Raw genomic sequence first — 15,636 nt, 5'->3', positions numbered from 1 at the left:
CAGTTGCCCGAGGTGGAGATGGGACTCGTGCCGGGGGCGGGCGGGACGGTCAGGGCCCCCACCCCCGACCCGCACCCGAAAACGGACCGCCGCCCCCTCGAAGGCCTCGACACCCACCTCGTAGTAACCCGCCCCGACTTCCGCCTCGACGTAACCCTCACCGCCGCCCCCGGCGACGTCCTGGCCCTCCTCGGCCCCAACGGCGCCGGGAAAACCACCGCCCTGAGAGCCCTCGCCGGCCTCACCCCCCTCACCTCCGGCCACCTCCACCTGGACGGCACCGACCTCGCCCGCACACCCCCCGAATCCCGCCCCGTAGGCGTCGTCTTCCAGGACTACCTGCTCTTCCCCCACCTCACGGCCCTGGACAACGTCGCCTTCGGCCCTCGCTGCCAGGGCGCCACCAAAGCCGAGTCCCGGGCCCAGGCCACCGACTGGCTGACCCGCCTCGGCCTCGCCGACCACGCCACCGCCAAACCCCGCCACCTCTCCGGCGGCCAGGCCCAACGCGTAGCCCTGGCCCGAGCCCTCGCCACCAACCCCCGCCTGCTCCTCCTCGACGAACCCCTCGCCGCCCTGGACGCCCGCACCCGCCTCGACGTACGCGCCGAACTCCGCCGCCACCTCGCCGAGTTCGAGGCGGTGGCCGTCCTCATCACGCACGATCCCCTGGACGCCATGGTCCTGGCCGACCGCCTGGTGGTCATCGAACACGGCAGGGTCGTCCAGCAGGGCACGCCTTCCGACATCGCCCGCCACCCCCGCACGGACTACATCGCCCAACTGGTGGGCCTGAACCTCTACAAGGGCGAGGCCGAGGGCCACACCGTCCATCTCGACGCGGGCCCCGACATCACCACCACGGAGGACCTGTCCGGCCCGGTCTTCGTGGCGTTCCCACCCAGCGCCGTCACCCTCTTCCGCGACCCTCCCACCGGCTCCAGCGCCCGCAACCACTGGCGCTGCGAGGTGGCCGGCCTGGAGACCCACGGCGACCAGATCCGGGCCGACCTCAACGGCGAACTCCCCCTCGCCGCCGACCTCACCACGGTCGCCGCCGCCGAACTCGACCTGCACCCCGGCGCACCGGTCTGGGCGACCGTCAAGGCGACGCAGACCCACGCATACCCGGCATGAGGCGTAAACAGGCCTAGGTTGAGCTCATGACCCTCAGCATCCGCAACCAGATCCCCGGCACCGTCACCGCAGTCACCCCCGGCGAGGTGATGGCCACGGTCAAGGTCCGTCTCACCGGCGGCCAGGACATCACCGCCGCGATCACCCTGGAGTCCGCCGAGGAACTCGGCCTCGCCGACGGCACCGCTGTCCGCGCCCTGGTGAAGTCGACGGAGGTCTCCCTCGCCACCGCCCCGGTCGAGGGCCTGTCCATCCGCAACCAGCTCCCCGGCACGGTCACCGACGTCTCCACCGGCGGCGCCATGGCCTCGGTCAAAGTGGCCGTCCAGGGCGGCGAGTTGACGTCCGCGATCACCAGAGACGCCGCTCAGGACCTCGGTCTGACCTCCGGCACACCGGTCGTGGCCCTGATCAAGTCGACCGAGATCTCCCTCGCGACGGAGTGACGGCATGACGGCATGACGAGAAAGGGCCCCGCATACGAATTCCAGGGGCCCTCACTCATTTACCGGCTCAGTCCTCGTACGCGTCCAGCGGCGGGCACGAGCACACCAGGTTCCGGTCACCGAACGCCTGGTCGATCCGCCGCACCGGCGGCCAGTACTTGTCGGCGGCCGAGACCCCGGCCGGGAACACGGCCTCCTCACGCGTGTACGCGTGCTCCCACTCACCGCCCAGCGCGGCGGCCGTGTGCGGAGCGCCCCGCAGCGGGTTGTCCTCGGCGGGCCACTCACCCGCCCCGACCTTCTCGATCTCCGCCCGAATGGCGATCATCGCCTCGCAGAACCGGTCCAGTTCGACGATGTCCTCGGACTCGGTCGGCTCGATCATCAGCGTGCCGGCCACCGGGAACGACATCGTCGGCGCGTGGAACCCGTAGTCGATGAGCCGCTTGGCCACGTCGTCCACCGACACCCCGGTCGCCTTGGTCAGCGGCCGCAGATCGATGATGCACTCGTGCGCGACCAGCCCACCGGGGCCGGTGTAGAGCACGGGGTAGTGCGGTTCGAGCCGCTTGGCGATGTAGTTGGCGGAGAGCACGGCCACCTGCGTGGCCCGCTTCAGCCCCTCCCCGCCCATGAGCCGGACGTAGGCCCAGGAGATCGGCAGAATCCCCGCCGACCCCCAGGGTGCGGCGGAGATCGGCCCGACGCCCGTCTCGGGCCCGGCGGCGGGCTGCAGCGGATGGTTCGGCAGATACGGCGCCAGGTGCGCACGTACACCCACCGGCCCGACGCCCGGACCGCCACCACCGTGCGGAATGCAGAAGGTCTTGTGCAGGTTCAGGTGCGAGACGTCACCGCCGAAGTGCCCTGGCTTGGCCAGGCCGACCAGCGCATTGAGGTTGGCACCGTCGACGTAGACCTGACCCCCCGCCTCGTGCACCTGAGCGCAGATGTCGGCGACATGCTCCTCGAACACACCGTGCGTCGAGGGGTACGTGATCATCAGCACCGCCAGTTCGTCGCGGTACTGCTCGATCTTCGCCCGCAGGTCCTCGACGTCGATCTCGCCGTCCTCGGCGGTTCTCACGACGACGACCTTCATCCCGGCCATCACAGCACTCGCGGCATTCGTCCCATGCGCGGACGACGGAATCAGACAGACGGTCCGCTGCGCGTCCCCGTTGGCCCGGTGATACCCACGAACGGCGAGCAGCCCGGCCAGCTCGCCCTGCGACCCCGCGTTGGGCTGCAGCGACACCTTGTCGTACCCGGTGACCTCGGCCAGCCGCTCCTCCAGCTCGCGGATCAGCGTCAGATAGCCCTGCGCCTGCTCGGCGGGCGCGAAGGGGTGCAGCTGCCCGAACTCGGGCCAGGTGACCGGCTCCATCTCGGTGGTCGCGTTGAGCTTCATCGTGCAGGAGCCGAGCGGAATCATGCCGCGGTCCAGCGCGTAGTCCCGGTCGGCCAGCCTGCGCAGGTACCGCAGCATCGCGGTCTCGGAACGGTACTGGTGGAAGACGGGGTGAGCGAGGAACTCGTCGTCACGCAGCAGATCCTGCGGAATCGCTTCCCCGACAACCTCGTCCAGCGCCTCGATGTCACCGTCGACCCCGAACGCGCTCCATACGGCGCCCAGTTGGGCCCTGGCCGTCGTCTCGTCGCAGGCGAGGGAGACGTGATCGGCGTCGACGAGCCGCAGATTGACCCCGTTCTCCCGCGCGGCGGCGACGATCTCAGCGCCGCGCCCGGCCACCCGTACGGTGAGCGTGTCGAAGTAGGACCCGTGCACCACCTCGACGCCACCGCGCTCAAGCCCCTCGGCGAGGATCGTGGCGTACCGATGGGTCCGCCGCGCGATGCCCTTCAGGCCCTCCGGCCCGTGGTAGACGGCGTACATGCCGGCCATGACGGCGAGCAGCACCTGCGCCGTACAGATGTTGCTGGTCGCCTTCTCCCGCCGGATGTGCTGCTCACGGGTCTGCAGGGCCAGCCGGTACGCCTTGTGCCCGTCCGCGTCCACGGACACACCCACGAGCCGCCCGGGCAGGCTCCGGGCGAACTTCTCGTGTACGGCCATGTAGCCCGCGTGCGGCCCGCCGAAGCCCATCGGCACACCGAACCGCTGCGTCGTACCGACCGCGATGTCCGCCCCGAGCTCACCGGGCGACTTCAGCAGGGTCAGCGCGAGCAGGTCGGCGGCGACGGTGACCAGGGCACCCAGCTCGTGCGCCTGCTCGATGACCGGCTTGATGTCGCGTACGGCACCGGAGGCGCCGGGGTACTGGATGAGCACGCCGTTGATCTCACGCCCGGCGACGTCGGCCGGAATCCCGTCGCTCAGATCGGCGACGACGACCTCCACGCCGGTGGGCTCGGCCCGGGTCTCGATCACGGCGATGGTCTGCGGCAGCACGTCCGCATCGACGAGGAAGAGCCCCTTCTTGTTCTTCCCCATGCGCCGGGACAGCGCCACAGCCTCCGCGGCCGCGGTCCCCTCGTCGAGCAGCGAGGCACCGGAGGTGGGCAGACCGGTGAGGTCGGCGACGACGGTCTGGAAGTTGAGGAGGGCTTCGAGCCGCCCCTGCGAGATCTCGGGCTGGTACGGCGTGTAGGCCGTGTACCAGGCGGGATTCTCCATGACGTTCCGCAGGATGACGGGCGGGGTGAAGGTCCCGTAGTACCCGAGTCCGATCATGGAATCGAGAACCTGGTTCCGATCGGCAAGCGAACGCAGCTCGGCAAGCACCTCGGCCTCGGTACGAGCCCCCGGCAGCTTCAGGACATCGTCGGCGTTCTTGATCACATCCGGCACCGCGGCGGCGGTGAGCTCGTCCAGCGAGCCGTACCCGACCTGCGCGAGCATCTTGGCGCGGGCCCCGTGGTCGGGGCCGATATGGCGCTGTTCGAAGGGGATACCCTGCTCGAGCTCGGCGAGCGGAATGCGGTGGGCGGTCATTGCGGAGGCCTCCTGGTCTGACACGACCTTCGAGGGGCACCACGGCACGGGTACCCGGACGGCCTCCCCCTCTGTCATCTCAACCTGAGAGCTTCACCGGGTCCGCTCAAGAGCTCCCGGCTTTCACCGTCGGTGAGAGCGGAAGCCGTCGACACCCGCCCTGCTTTCCAGAGTGACCTCGTCCGTGCGGTACGTGAGCCTGAGAGATTCCGGGGAGGATTTGCTCCTTCGGCGCCTCCGAAGTTCTCCGGAGGACTCTCCCGCACGGGGTCAGCAGCCGCTGTCAGCCTACCAGCGAGGGCAACGACCGGGCCTTCGAGTGGCCACCTTGCCCAATGTGTTCTTTTGTAGTGCTTACGGATGAGTTGCGAGTCGAGAACCAGTGGAGGGCCCCGTGCAGACCGACATCGATCCGCGCAATCTGATCGGCCGCAAGGCGTTCGACCGCAACGGCACCAAGATCGGCACCATCGACGAGGTCTACCTCGACGACGCGACCGGCGTGCCGGAGTGGGCCGCCATACGCACCGGCCTGTTCTCCCGGGACGCCTTCGTCCCTCTGGAGCCCAGCGAACTGGTCGAGGGCACCCTCCACATCCCCTTCGACCGCTCCCTGATCAAGGACGCTCCCGACTTCGGCGTAGGCCGCCACCTATCCCCCGAACAGGAACTCCAGCTCTACCACCACTACGGCCTGGACGTGGCCCCACCTCCCCCGTTCCCGGACCGGGATTTCGGCAGGCTGGCGGGGACGGAGGACGCAGAGCCCTGAGGCGCGGTCAGGGATGGCCGCCGACCACGAACGCCGCACGGGTGGTGCGGGTGGGAACCCGTACCCGATCACGCACGCATGCCGTCCACCGAGGCTCCCGCCACCAATGGCAACGGATCAGCCGGCTCCAGCTCAGGATCATCGACCCGAAACGTCCGCACACGCCCCACCTCGGACCCCGGCGTCTCGAACCGCACCGTCACCCGCCCCAGCCCACTCCCCTGCACCCACCCATGCCCGAACTCGGCATGCCGCACATCATGCCCCGCAGACCACCGCCGCTCGACAGCCACGACCTGCTCCGCCACAGCCCCGTCCTCCCCCTCCTCCTCCGCATGCTCCACCCCCTCCCCGGCCGTCTGCGCAAACGCGGCCTGCGCGAACAGGTCCTCCTGCGTGTAATCGGCAAGCCCACTCACCCCCACCCCCAACAACCGCACACCCCCCGTCGTGTCCACGCCCTCCAGCAGCCGAGCCGCGGCCTCCCGCACCACCGCAGGATCATCGGTCGGCCCCCGCAACGTCTCCGACCGGGTCAACGTCGAGAAGTCGTACCGCCGCACCTTCAACACGATGGTCCGCCCGGACAGCCCCGCCCCCCGCAACCGCCGCACGCACCGATCGGCCAGCCGCTGCACCTCCATCCCCACCCGCAGCCGGTCGTGAATGTCCACGTCATACGTGTCCTCGACGGACACCGACTTGGTCTCCCGCTCGGCCACCACGGGCCGGTCGTCATGGGCCAGTGCCATGGCGTAGAGCGCATGCCCGTGCGCCTTGCCCAGCAGCCGTACGAGCTCGTCGTCCCCGGCCTCGGCGATGTCGTCGACCGTCGTGATCCCGGCCCGCCGCAGATGGTCCCCCGTCGCCGGCCCCACCCCCGGCAGGGTCCGCACCGGCATCGGCCCCAGCAACGCCCGCTCGGTGCCGGGCTCGATCAGCACCAGCCCGTCCGGCTTGGCCTCCTCGGAGGCGATCTTCGCGAGCATCTTGGACGCGGCGAGCCCCACGGACCCGGTGAGGCCCGTGACGGCCCGTATGTCGGCCCGCAGCTTCTCCCCGACCAGCCGGGCCGAGGCCGCGTCCCAGGCCGTCTGACCGGCCTCCAGGTCCACGAACGCCTCGTCCAGGCTGAGCGGCTCCACCAGGGGCGACAGCGCGTGCAGCATCCCCATCACCTGCTCGCTGATCGCCCGGTAGAACCCGAAGCGCGGCACCAGATACGCGGCGTTCGGCGCCAGCCGCCGCGCCTGGGCCATCGGCATCGCGGACCGCACCCCGAAGACCCGCGCCTCGTACGAAGCCGTGGCCACCACCCCACGCGGCCCCAGCCCGCCCACGACCACGGCCTTCCCGCGCAGACTCGGCTTGGACGCCTGCTCCGCCGAGGCGTAGAAGGCATCCATGTCGAGATGCAGGATCGTGGGCGCGTTTCTCACATGTCCGATGCTGCCCTACGCCACTGACAATGCCCCCGGCCTGAAGACGACCGCCCGGTGTCGCTCCCTCTAGACGGCCCGGTTGCGCCGCCGCGCCAGCTCGTCGGTCGGGTTCTGCCCGATCAGTGTCTCGCCGGTGTCGATCCGCTCGCCGTGCAGCTGCGAGAGCGCGCTCTCGACATCCCGCCACACCACACCGACGGCGATCCCGAAGATGCCCTGCCCGCCCTGGAGCAGCGCGTGGACCTCGTCGGGTGAGGTGCACTCGTAGACGGTGGCACCGTCACTCATGAGCGTCATGCGCTCCAGGTCCCGGAAGCCGCGCTCGCGCAGATGCTGCACGGCGGTGCGGATGTTCTGCAGGGACACACCCGTGTCCAGGAACCGCTTGACGATCTTCAGGACGACGACGTCCCGGAAGCTGTAGAGCCGCTGGGTCCCCGACCCGTGGGCGGGCCGCACGCTCGGCTCGACGAGCCCGGTGCGCGCCCAGTAGTCGAGTTGCCGGTAGGTGATGCCGGCGGCCGCACAGGCCGTCGGCCCGCGGTAGCCGATCTGCTCGGACGCCATGGACGTCGCCCCTCCGCTGCTCGGCACGGCCGCCGGTCGCTGCGGAGCGTGATCGGCCGCGCTGCCGTGAAGCGGGTACGGAAAGCTTCCCCCGACCTCGCGTCCGGGGGCACCCCCAGCCGTACCGTCGCCGCTGCTTCTCACGCCGACCTCCGTCCTTGACCTGCCTCCTCGACGGTAGGCAGCCACCAGGGGTGCGTCAACGACCGCCACACTCGGCACGCCGAGTGATAATCACCCTAAGAGTGGTTTCCCGTACCCCACCGCGGGGAAAGGCTAGCCGAATGCGCTCGGAGCGGGCCGCAGGACGCTCTCACTCCCCGCCGGCAAATGCCGGCATTTCGCCCCGGACCGACCGAAGCCGGCCCGCCACGGACCGCTGGTCCGCCGAGCGGGCCGCGCCTCACTGGCTGCTGGTGCCGAAGTCCTCCGGGGAGATCTGGTCGAGGAACTCGCGGAACTTCTCCACCTCGTCCTCCTGCTCGTCCGGGATCGCGATGCCCGCGTCGTCGAGCACGCCGTCGCTGCCGTAGATCGGCGTCCCGGTGCGCAGGGCCAGCGCTATGGCATCGGAGGGGCGGGCGCTCACCTCGACTCCGCTGGCGAAGACCAGCTCCGCGTAGAAGACGCCCTCACGCAGGTCCGTGATGCGCACTTCCGTGAGCTCCTGGCCGACGGCCTCCAGCACGTCCTTGAACAGGTCGTGGGTCAGCGGTCGTGCGGGGGCCATGCCCTGCTGGGCGAAGGCGATCGCCGTCGCCTCCCCGGGCCCGATCCAGATGGGGAGGTAGCGGTCGCCTCCCACTTCACGCAGGAGCACGATCGGTTGGTTGGAGGGCATTTCGACCCGGACACCTACGACATCGAGCTCGTTCACACAGCAACCCTAGGACGTGCCCGGGACGTTTGGGTAGTCGGGCAGAGATTGGGGGGCCGATCCGGCCTCGGCGGACGCGCCGGGCTCAGGGCAGGCGCACCCCGAGCGCGGTCCGTACGAGGGCCGCGTGCAGCTTCACGGTGAGCGCCGCCAGCTCCTTGGTACGGGCCTCCGCGTGGGCCCTGGTCTGCGGATTGCGGTGCCGCTTGAGCGGGGCCACCACCTGGTCCACCAGCCCGGCCTCACGGTCGGCGGCGGCCTTCATCGCCCTCAGGTGCCGTGGTTCGATCCCGAACCGCCCGAGCTCCACGACGAGCGCCGCGACGGTGACCGCCTCCGCGTCGTACGCCCCGTCGGGCAGCGGTGCGAGCAGCCCGTACGACTCCCACTCCTTGAGCTCGTCCTCGCCGATCCCGGCGGCGGCGAGCAGCTCGGCCTTGCCGATCCGGGCCGCCGTGGGCCCTTCGACGACCTCCAGGACGGGCTCGCCGTCCCGCTGACGACCCACCGCGGGCAGTGGGACCGCCTCGCCGCGCTCCATGGCGTCCAGGTGCTCGCGGATCACCTTGAGCGGCAGGTAGTGGTCCCGCTGCATCCTCAGGACGTGCCCGAGGCGCTCCACGTCGCCGACGGTGAACTTGCGGTACCCCGAGGGGGTCCGCTGCGGCTCGATGAGCCCTTCCGACTCCAGGAAGCGGATCTTGGAGATGGTGACTTCCGGGAACTCGTCGCGCAGCACGTTCAGCACCGTGCCGATGCTCATCAGTCCGCTGTCCGTGGCGGCGGTGCCGTGGCCGGCACCACCGCTCGGTGTTTGAAGCATGGACATTCCCTGGGGTCCCCCCGGACGGTGTCCGGGAGCGGGTCAGTAGCCCCGCTGGCTCGCGTAGAAGACCAGCCGGTACTTGCCGATCTGGACCTCGTCGCCGTTGTTCAGGGCGACCTGGTCGATCCGCTCGCGGTTGACGTACGTGCCGTTGAGGCTGCCGACGTCGGCCACCGTGAACGAGCCGTCCGCTCCGCGGCGGAACTCCACGTGCCGGCGCGAGACCGTCACGTCGTCCAGGAAGATGTCGCTCTGAGGGTGACGGCCGGCCGTGGTCAGGTCGCCGTCCAGGAGGAAGCGGCTGCCCGAGTTCGGTCCGCGGCGCACGACCAGCAGGGCGGAACCCAGCGGCAGCGCGTCGACGGCCGCCTGCGCCTCGGGAGAGAGCGCCGGCAGCTGCGTCTGACCGGTGACCTCGGCGTCGTAGGCCTCGAGGCCGGAGATCGAGATCGTGGAGGTCGTCTCGGACGGACGCTCCGGCGTCGCCCCCGCCCGTAGGGGAGCGCCGCAGTTGGAGCAGAAGCGGCTGTTCTCCGCGTTGCGGTTACCGCACCTCGTACACACCAGGGCCGACATAGGGGAAAACCCTCCACCCGTACTTGAGGTTGACGGTTGCCCGAAACCTATGCCGCCGGACTGCGCAGGGTCAACAGACGGCGCGCCCTGACCTCCGGGAATGTCACCGCCCGACCCGCCGACCTGGTCCCGGAACAGCGGACGCTGGCCTTCCGCGTCGGGCTGTGCGCGATGACGAGCAGTGGCATTGTCACTGCCCTCTCGCGCGCTCTTGCCGAACAACTTCGCAAACAACTTCACGGGCGATTCCCCTTGACCGAAACAGACCCGCCCGTGGGGCAGGACGAACCCTGACTCAATACGCCGGTCGACCCGGACATCCTCACAACGTCCGTATCCACCAGACAGTTTCCACCACGCACCACCCATTCGGTGCGCCGACCCCCCGCAACCTCATGCCCCTGCCCGACGCCCCCCATGCACCCCCGGTTCACTGGGAGGACGACCGAGCGTAGTCAGGCCGCTTCGCGGCTCGCAAGGCGTCCACGACGATCTTGTTCGACCGGTCGACGGTGACGGTGGCCTGCTCCTTCTCAAGAGTCTGCACCACGCCTCCCGGGATGTTGAGCGCCGGCTCCAGATCCGCCGGCTTGCCGATGACCTTGAAACGATAGGGCGCGTTGATCTTGTTCCCATCGACGCTGACGCTCTTGCCGGAGTCCGAGAGATACGTGCCGGCCACGACGCGTACGCCGTTCACCTGGATCGCCTCCGCCCCCGCGGCGCGCAGCTCCTGGATCGCGTCGAGCAGCATGTCCGCCTCGACCGTCCCCTTCGTGTCCTCGATCGTCATCGTGATGCCGGGACCCTGCGCGGCCACCGTGCCCGCCAGAATGCCGAGTTGCCTCTCCTTCTCGACGGTCTGCTTGCGGGCCTCCTCGGCCTGGTCGGAGCTGTTCTCCAGCTCGTCGCGCTGCTTCTCCAGTCCTTGCTTCTCGTCCTCAAGACGCTGGGTACGGTCGTCGAGTTCATCGAGGATGCGAACAAGATCCTCCTGGCGTGCTCCGCGCAGCGCGCTGTCACTGTCGCTGTTCGAGGCCACCTGGACGGCCAGGCCGAAGCCGAGGCCGAACAGCAGCAGCGCGACGATGAGTTGGGCACGACTGACGCGCGGCGGCCACAGTCCCTTGACGAGCCGCTGCCGGCCGGTCAGCTCGGTCTTCGGCGCCTCCTCCGCGGCCTCTCCTGCCTCCGGGGCCGTCGCGGGCACTTCTTCGGGCAGTTCCTTGCGGAGCCTGTTCTCGGGCTTCTCCTCGTTCTCGCTCATCGCCTCACGCCCGGAACACGTGCCGACGGATCGCCGCGGCGTTCGAGAAGATCCGGATGCCGAGGACCACGACGACACCGGTGGACAGCTGAGCACCCACGCCCAACTTGTCGCCCAGGAACACGATCAACGCGGCCACCACCACGTTGGACAGGAACGACACCACGAAGACCTTGTCGTCGAAGATCCCGTCGAGCATGGCCCGCAGACCACCGAAGACGGCGTCGAGCGCCGCGACGACGGCGATCGGCAGATAAGGCTCGACGACCGCCGGAACCTCAGGCCGGACCAACAGTCCGGCCACGACTCCCACGACGAGGCCCAGTACGGCGATCACGATGTGCCCTTCTCAGTCTTCTCGGTCTTCGGCTGTGCTGTACGTACGATCACACTCGGTGCTGCGGGCAGCCGGAGGTCGCTCTCCACCGAGATGGCGGTCCGGATGCCGTAGTCCTCTTGCAGGGCGTGCAGATACAGCCCGTCGGCGCTGTTCTGGAACGTGGTGCTCAGCTGCTTGCCGTTGCCCACGGCGAGCACCGTATAAGGCGGCACCAGTGGCTTGTTGTCGACCAGTATCGCGTCCCCGGCGGCCCTGATCGCCGACAGCGCGGTCAGCCGCTGCCCGTTGATGGAGATGGCCTCGGCGCCCGACTCCCACAGCCCGTTGACGACCCGCTGCATGTCCCGGTCGCGGACCCTCCCGGTGTCGGAGAAGTCCGTGGTCTCGCGCGGGTTGCCGTTGCCGCCGGAGGTGGCTTCCTTGGCGTCGTTCACGACCAGCTTCACACCGGGACCGTGCACCGCAACGGCACCCGACAGAACGCCCACCAGCTCCGACTGGTCCCCGGTCCCGCTCCTCTTCAGAGCCTCCCGCTGCCGCGTGCTCACCTCGTCGCGCAGCTTGTCGACGGAGCCCTCCAGCTTGTCCGCGGTCGCCGTCTCCCGGTCGATCCGGTCGATCAGCTCCTGGCGCTCCTTGGCCACCACAGGAGCCGCCACGCGCGCCTGTGCCGCCCCGACGGTCACCACAAGGGCCGCGAGCACGAGCCCGCCGGCCAGACCCAGCCGCGCCCGGAGCGTCTTGGGCATCCCGCCGGCGCCCTCGGCCTTCTTGCGGGCGGCAGCCTCGGCGTATCCGTCGTCGAGGCTGTGGTCCATGACGTTGGTGAGCAGGAACATGGACGCGTCCGGCCGCGAGGGGCGCGTCGGTGTGCTCCGAACGGGGGGGTGCTGCGGCATGCCGCACATCGTCGCACGTTGCGACCACTACCTCCGAATGGCCCCACCGGCGTGCCGGACAGGCCCCCTTGGGGACACCTGTCCGGCACGCACCCGTGCTGCGTCTTTCAGCGGCCCGCGCTGTCCACCACGGCCGACCACTCGTCGAGCAGGGCCTGCGCGGAGGCGTCGTCCGGCCCCTCCGCCCACAGATGGGTGACGGCCTCGGCGGGGTCGGGCAGCACCATCACCCAACGCCCGTCGGTCTCCACCACCCGTACACCGTCGGTGGTGTCCACAAAGCGATCTCCGGCCGCCTCGACGACCCGCCGCATCACAAGTCCCTTGACGGCCCAGGGAGTCGCCAGATCCCGCTTGAGGACGTGCGCACGCGGGATACGAGCGTCGATCTGGCTGAGCGTGAGCTGCGTCCGCGCCACCAGCCCGATCAGCCGTACAAAGGCCGCCGTACCGTCGAAGACACTGCTGAACTCCGGGATGATGAATCCGCCCTTGCCGTCACCGCCGAAGATGGTCGAGTCGTCGCCACCGACCCGGGTGAGGTCGTCGGGTGAGGTGGTCGTCCACTCGACCTGCGTACCGTGATACGCCGCCACCTGCTCGGCGATCCGCGTCGTGGTCACCGGCAGCGCCACACGACCGCTGCGCCGCTCCGCGGCGACCAGGTCGAGCATGACGAGCAGCGCCCGGTCGTCCTCGATGATCCGCCCCTTCTCGTCGACGAGAGAGAGCCGCTCACCGACTGGATCGAACCGCACGCCGAAGGCCGCCCGCGACGAGGCCACGATCTCGCCGAGCCGCACAAGCCCGGAACGCCGCTGGTCACCGGTCTCCGTGGGCCGGGACTCGTCGAGACCCGGGTTGATGGTCAACGAGTCCACGCCGAGCTTGCCGAGCAGACTGGGCAGCACGAGCCCGGAACTGCCGTTGGAGGCGTCGACGACGACCTTCAGCCCGGACTCCTTGATCCCGGTCGTGTCGACGTTCCGCAACAGCGACCCGGTGTACGAGTCGAAGACGCTTGCCGGGAAGTGCAGGTCACCGATCTCGCCGGGGAACGCACGCCGGTACTCCTGCCGCGCGAACACCCGGTCCAGCTTCCGCTGGCTGCCCTGCGACAGATCGGCCCCGTTCCCGTCGAAGAACATGATGTCCACGGAGTCCGGTACCCCGGGCGTGGTCCGGATCATGATCCCGCCGGCACTGCCGCGCGCGGTCTGCTGGCGAGCTACGGGCAGCGGTACGTTCTCCAGATCGCGTACGTCGATGGCGCTGGCCTGCAGAGCGGAGATCACCGCCCGCTTGAGCGCGCGGGCACCGCGGGAGTGGTCGCGGGCCGTGGTGACCGTGGAGCCCTTCTTGAGGGTCGTCGCGTAGGCACCGGCCAGGCGGACGGCGAGCTCTGGTGTGATCTCGACGTTCAGGATGCCGGAGACGCCACGGGCGCCGAAGAGATGGGCCTGGCCCCTGGACTCCCAGATGACCGAGGTGTTGACGAAGGCGCCTGCCTCGATGGTCTTGAACGGGTAGACCCGCACGTTCCCCTGCACGATCGATTCTTCACCGATCAGGCACTCATCACCGATGACCGCGCCGTCCTCGATCCGTGCGGCACGCATGATGTCGGTGTTCTTGCCGACGACGCAGCCACGCAGATTGCTGTGCTGTCCCACGTACACGTTGTCGTGCACCACGGCCTTGTGCAGAAAGGCACCGCTCTTCACGACGACATTGGAACCGACGACGGTGTGCTCACGAATTTCGGCGCCGGCCTCGACCTTGGCATAGTCACCGATGTACAGCGGCCCGCGGAGAACGGCATCGGGATGCACCTCGGCGCCCTCGGCCACCCAGACCCCCGGGGAGATCTCGAACCCGTCGATCTCGACGTCGACCTTGCCCTCCAGGACATCGGCCTGCGCCTTCACATAGCTCTCGTGCGTGCCGACGTCCTCCCAGTAGCCCTCAGCGATATAGCCGTAGATCGGCTTGCCTTCCTTCATCAACTGCGGAAAGACATCGCCGGACCAGTCGACGGGCACATCGGGCTCGACATAGTCGAAGACCTCGGGCTCCATCACATAGATCCCGGTGTTCACCGTGTCCGAGAAGACCTGCCCCCAGGTCGGCTTCTCGAGGAAGCGCTCGACCTTTCCTTCCTCGTCGACGATCGTGATGCCGAATTCCAGTGGATTGGGCACACGCGTCAGACACACGGTGACGAGCGCACCCTTTTCCTTGTGGAAATTGATGAGCTCGGTGAGGTCGAAGTCGGTCAGCGCATCGCCGGAAATGACGAGGAAAGCATCGTCCTTCAACGCCTCTTCGGCGTTCTTGACGCTTCCGGCGGTACCGAGTGGCTTCTCCTCATTGGCATAGGAAAGCTCCATTCCGAGCTCTTCGCCGTCACCGAAGTAGTTCTTGACCAAGGAGGCCAGGAACTGGACAGTTACGACGGTCTCGTTCAGCCCATGCCTTTTGAGCAGCCGCAGTACGTGCTCCATGATCGGGCGGTTCACCACGGGTAGGAGCGGTTTGGGCATGCTCGAGGTCATGGGGCGAAGGCGTGTGCCTTCGCCTCCGGCCATCACGACGGCCTTCATGTCGGAAGCGTCCTCCTCAAAGAGACGACGGTCTGGCCGACTTCACCCGTCAGATTGTCCCGCACTTCTTCACCGGAGGCCATCTGGCCGCTACGGCCGCAGCAATCGGCGAGTTCAGTCGGCCATGGCGTCCGCACGGACCAGGCGGCGGACTTGTACCACGTAGAGGACTCCTGCCCACCAGTAGAGCGTTGTACCCCATCCGGCGAACGCCCATCCGAAAATAGCAGCGAGTGAGTGGATCCATCCAGATCCGTCACTGAGCAGGAGCAACGGGAAAGCGTACATCAGGTTGAACGTGGCTGCCTTCCCCAGGAAGTTCACCTGCGGCGGCGGATAGCCGTGCCGCCTGAGGATGCCCACCATCACCAGGAGGACCAGCTCTCGCAGTAGAAGTACAGCGGTCAACCAGATTGGCAGAATCTCGCGCCAGGTGAGACCGACCAAAGTCGAGAGAATGTAGAGCCGGTCGGCCGCGGGATCGAGGAGCCGGCCCAGACTGCTGATCTGGTTCCAACGCCGCGCGAGCTTGCCGTCCAGGTAGTCACTGACTCCGCTCAGAGCCAGCACCAGCAGCGCCAACCCGTCACTCTTCGGCCCCCCGAACTCAGGCCTGAGGATCAGCCACAGGAAGATCGGCACGCCGACGAGACGCGCCATGCTGAGGATGTTGGGGATGGTGAGGACACGGTCCGTCTGGACACGCGTCTCCTGGACCTCCACCCGGGGGCCTCCTGTGGGAAACGAGCCAACGATGCCCCCTGACCTTACCCCAACGCAAAAAAGCTCTGGCCCTCGGGCTTGTGTGCCCAAGAGCCAGAGCTCTAAAAGGAGTTCGGCGGCGTCCTACTCTCCCACAGGGTCCCCCCTGCAGTACCATCGGCGCTGTAAGGCTTAGCTTCCGGGTTCGGAATGTAACCGGGCGTTT

Annotated in this window: 14 protein-coding genes, 1 rRNA gene and 1 riboswitch; of the genes, 3 read left to right on the top strand and 12 right to left on the bottom strand. The window is 68.6% G+C overall.

What is annotated here, in order from left to right; genetic code table 11:
• The first annotated feature begins 3 nt into the window (after positions 1–3).
• Positions 4–1,137 (top strand): ABC transporter ATP-binding protein, encoded by a 1,134-nt coding sequence (locus ACWC09_RS50520; RefSeq protein WP_450858831.1) that lies wholly within the window; start codon positions 4–6, stop codon positions 1,135–1,137.
• A 26-nt stretch (positions 1,138–1,163) separates the two neighbouring features.
• Entirely contained in the window at positions 1,164–1,583 is a 420-nt protein-coding gene (locus ACWC09_RS50515) for a TOBE domain-containing protein (protein ID WP_450858829.1), read from the top strand.
• Positions 1,584–1,650: 67 nt separating this feature from the next.
• Here ACWC09_RS50515 and gcvP read toward each other — a convergent pair whose 3' ends face one another.
• Positions 1,651–4,539, bottom strand: a complete 2,889-nt coding sequence (gcvP, locus tag ACWC09_RS50510) for an aminomethyl-transferring glycine dehydrogenase (protein WP_450858827.1) — start codon at positions 4,537–4,539, stop codon at positions 1,651–1,653.
• Between the two features lie 177 nt (positions 4,540–4,716).
• Positions 4,717–4,812, bottom strand: a riboswitch (glycine riboswitch).
• Positions 4,813–4,933: 121 nt separating this feature from the next.
• On the opposite strand from gcvP, the gene ACWC09_RS50505 reads away from it, so the two are divergent.
• On the top strand, positions 4,934–5,311 hold the full coding sequence (locus ACWC09_RS50505; protein ID WP_450858825.1) for a PRC-barrel domain-containing protein: 378 nt from the start codon (positions 4,934–4,936) through the stop codon (positions 5,309–5,311).
• A 68-nt stretch (positions 5,312–5,379) separates the two neighbouring features.
• Here ACWC09_RS50505 and ACWC09_RS50500 read toward each other — a convergent pair whose 3' ends face one another.
• The 11 genes from ACWC09_RS50500 to rrf form a co-directional block, all read right to left on the bottom strand.
• On the bottom strand, positions 5,380–6,750 hold the full coding sequence (locus tag ACWC09_RS50500) for a DNA polymerase IV (RefSeq protein WP_450858823.1): 1,371 nt from the start codon (positions 6,748–6,750) through the stop codon (positions 5,380–5,382).
• Between the two features lie 69 nt (positions 6,751–6,819).
• Positions 6,820–7,464, bottom strand: a complete 645-nt coding sequence (locus tag ACWC09_RS50495) for a MerR family transcriptional regulator (RefSeq protein ID WP_450858821.1) — start codon at positions 7,462–7,464, stop codon at positions 6,820–6,822.
• Positions 7,465–7,723: 259 nt separating this feature from the next.
• Complete coding sequence (locus tag ACWC09_RS50490) at positions 7,724–8,197, bottom strand: bifunctional nuclease family protein (protein WP_004002801.1); 474 nt, start codon at positions 8,195–8,197, stop codon at positions 7,724–7,726.
• Positions 8,198–8,282: 85 nt separating this feature from the next.
• Positions 8,283–9,020 carry a transcriptional regulator FtsR gene (ftsR, locus tag ACWC09_RS50485; protein ID WP_450858819.1) on the bottom strand — a complete coding sequence of 246 codons (738 nt, stop codon included), beginning with the start codon at positions 9,018–9,020 and terminating at the stop codon, positions 8,283–8,285.
• Between the two features lie 42 nt (positions 9,021–9,062).
• On the bottom strand, positions 9,063–9,968 hold the full coding sequence (locus ACWC09_RS50480; RefSeq protein WP_450858817.1) for an FHA domain-containing protein: 906 nt from the start codon (positions 9,966–9,968) through the stop codon (positions 9,063–9,065).
• A gap of 61 nt (positions 9,969–10,029) precedes the next feature.
• Positions 10,030–10,866, bottom strand: a complete 837-nt coding sequence (locus ACWC09_RS50475) for a DUF881 domain-containing protein (RefSeq protein WP_450858815.1) — start codon at positions 10,864–10,866, stop codon at positions 10,030–10,032.
• A gap of 4 nt (positions 10,867–10,870) precedes the next feature.
• Positions 10,871–11,203, bottom strand: coding sequence for a small basic family protein (locus tag ACWC09_RS50470; RefSeq protein WP_003988855.1), 333 nt, complete (start codon positions 11,201–11,203; stop codon positions 10,871–10,873).
• Positions 11,200–12,105, bottom strand: a complete 906-nt coding sequence (locus tag ACWC09_RS50465) for a DUF881 domain-containing protein (RefSeq protein WP_450858813.1) — start codon at positions 12,103–12,105, stop codon at positions 11,200–11,202. The genes ACWC09_RS50470 and ACWC09_RS50465 overlap by 4 nt, the downstream gene beginning before the upstream one ends.
• Before the next feature lie 107 nt (positions 12,106–12,212).
• Positions 12,213–14,708 carry a sugar phosphate nucleotidyltransferase gene (locus ACWC09_RS50460; RefSeq protein ID WP_450858811.1) on the bottom strand — a complete coding sequence of 832 codons (2,496 nt, stop codon included), beginning with the start codon at positions 14,706–14,708 and terminating at the stop codon, positions 12,213–12,215.
• A 114-nt stretch (positions 14,709–14,822) separates the two neighbouring features.
• Positions 14,823–15,431: a CDP-alcohol phosphatidyltransferase family protein gene (locus ACWC09_RS50455; protein ID WP_450858809.1), complete on the bottom strand. Its 609-nt coding sequence runs from the start codon at positions 15,429–15,431 to the stop codon at positions 14,823–14,825.
• Between the two features lie 110 nt (positions 15,432–15,541).
• Positions 15,542–15,636: ribosomal RNA gene (gene rrf, locus ACWC09_RS50450) — 5S ribosomal RNA — on the bottom strand; the annotation flags it as partial.

Source organism: Streptomyces sp. NPDC001617 (genome assembly GCF_053596855.1).
This window is presented reverse-complemented; position numbering and strand designations above follow the sequence as displayed.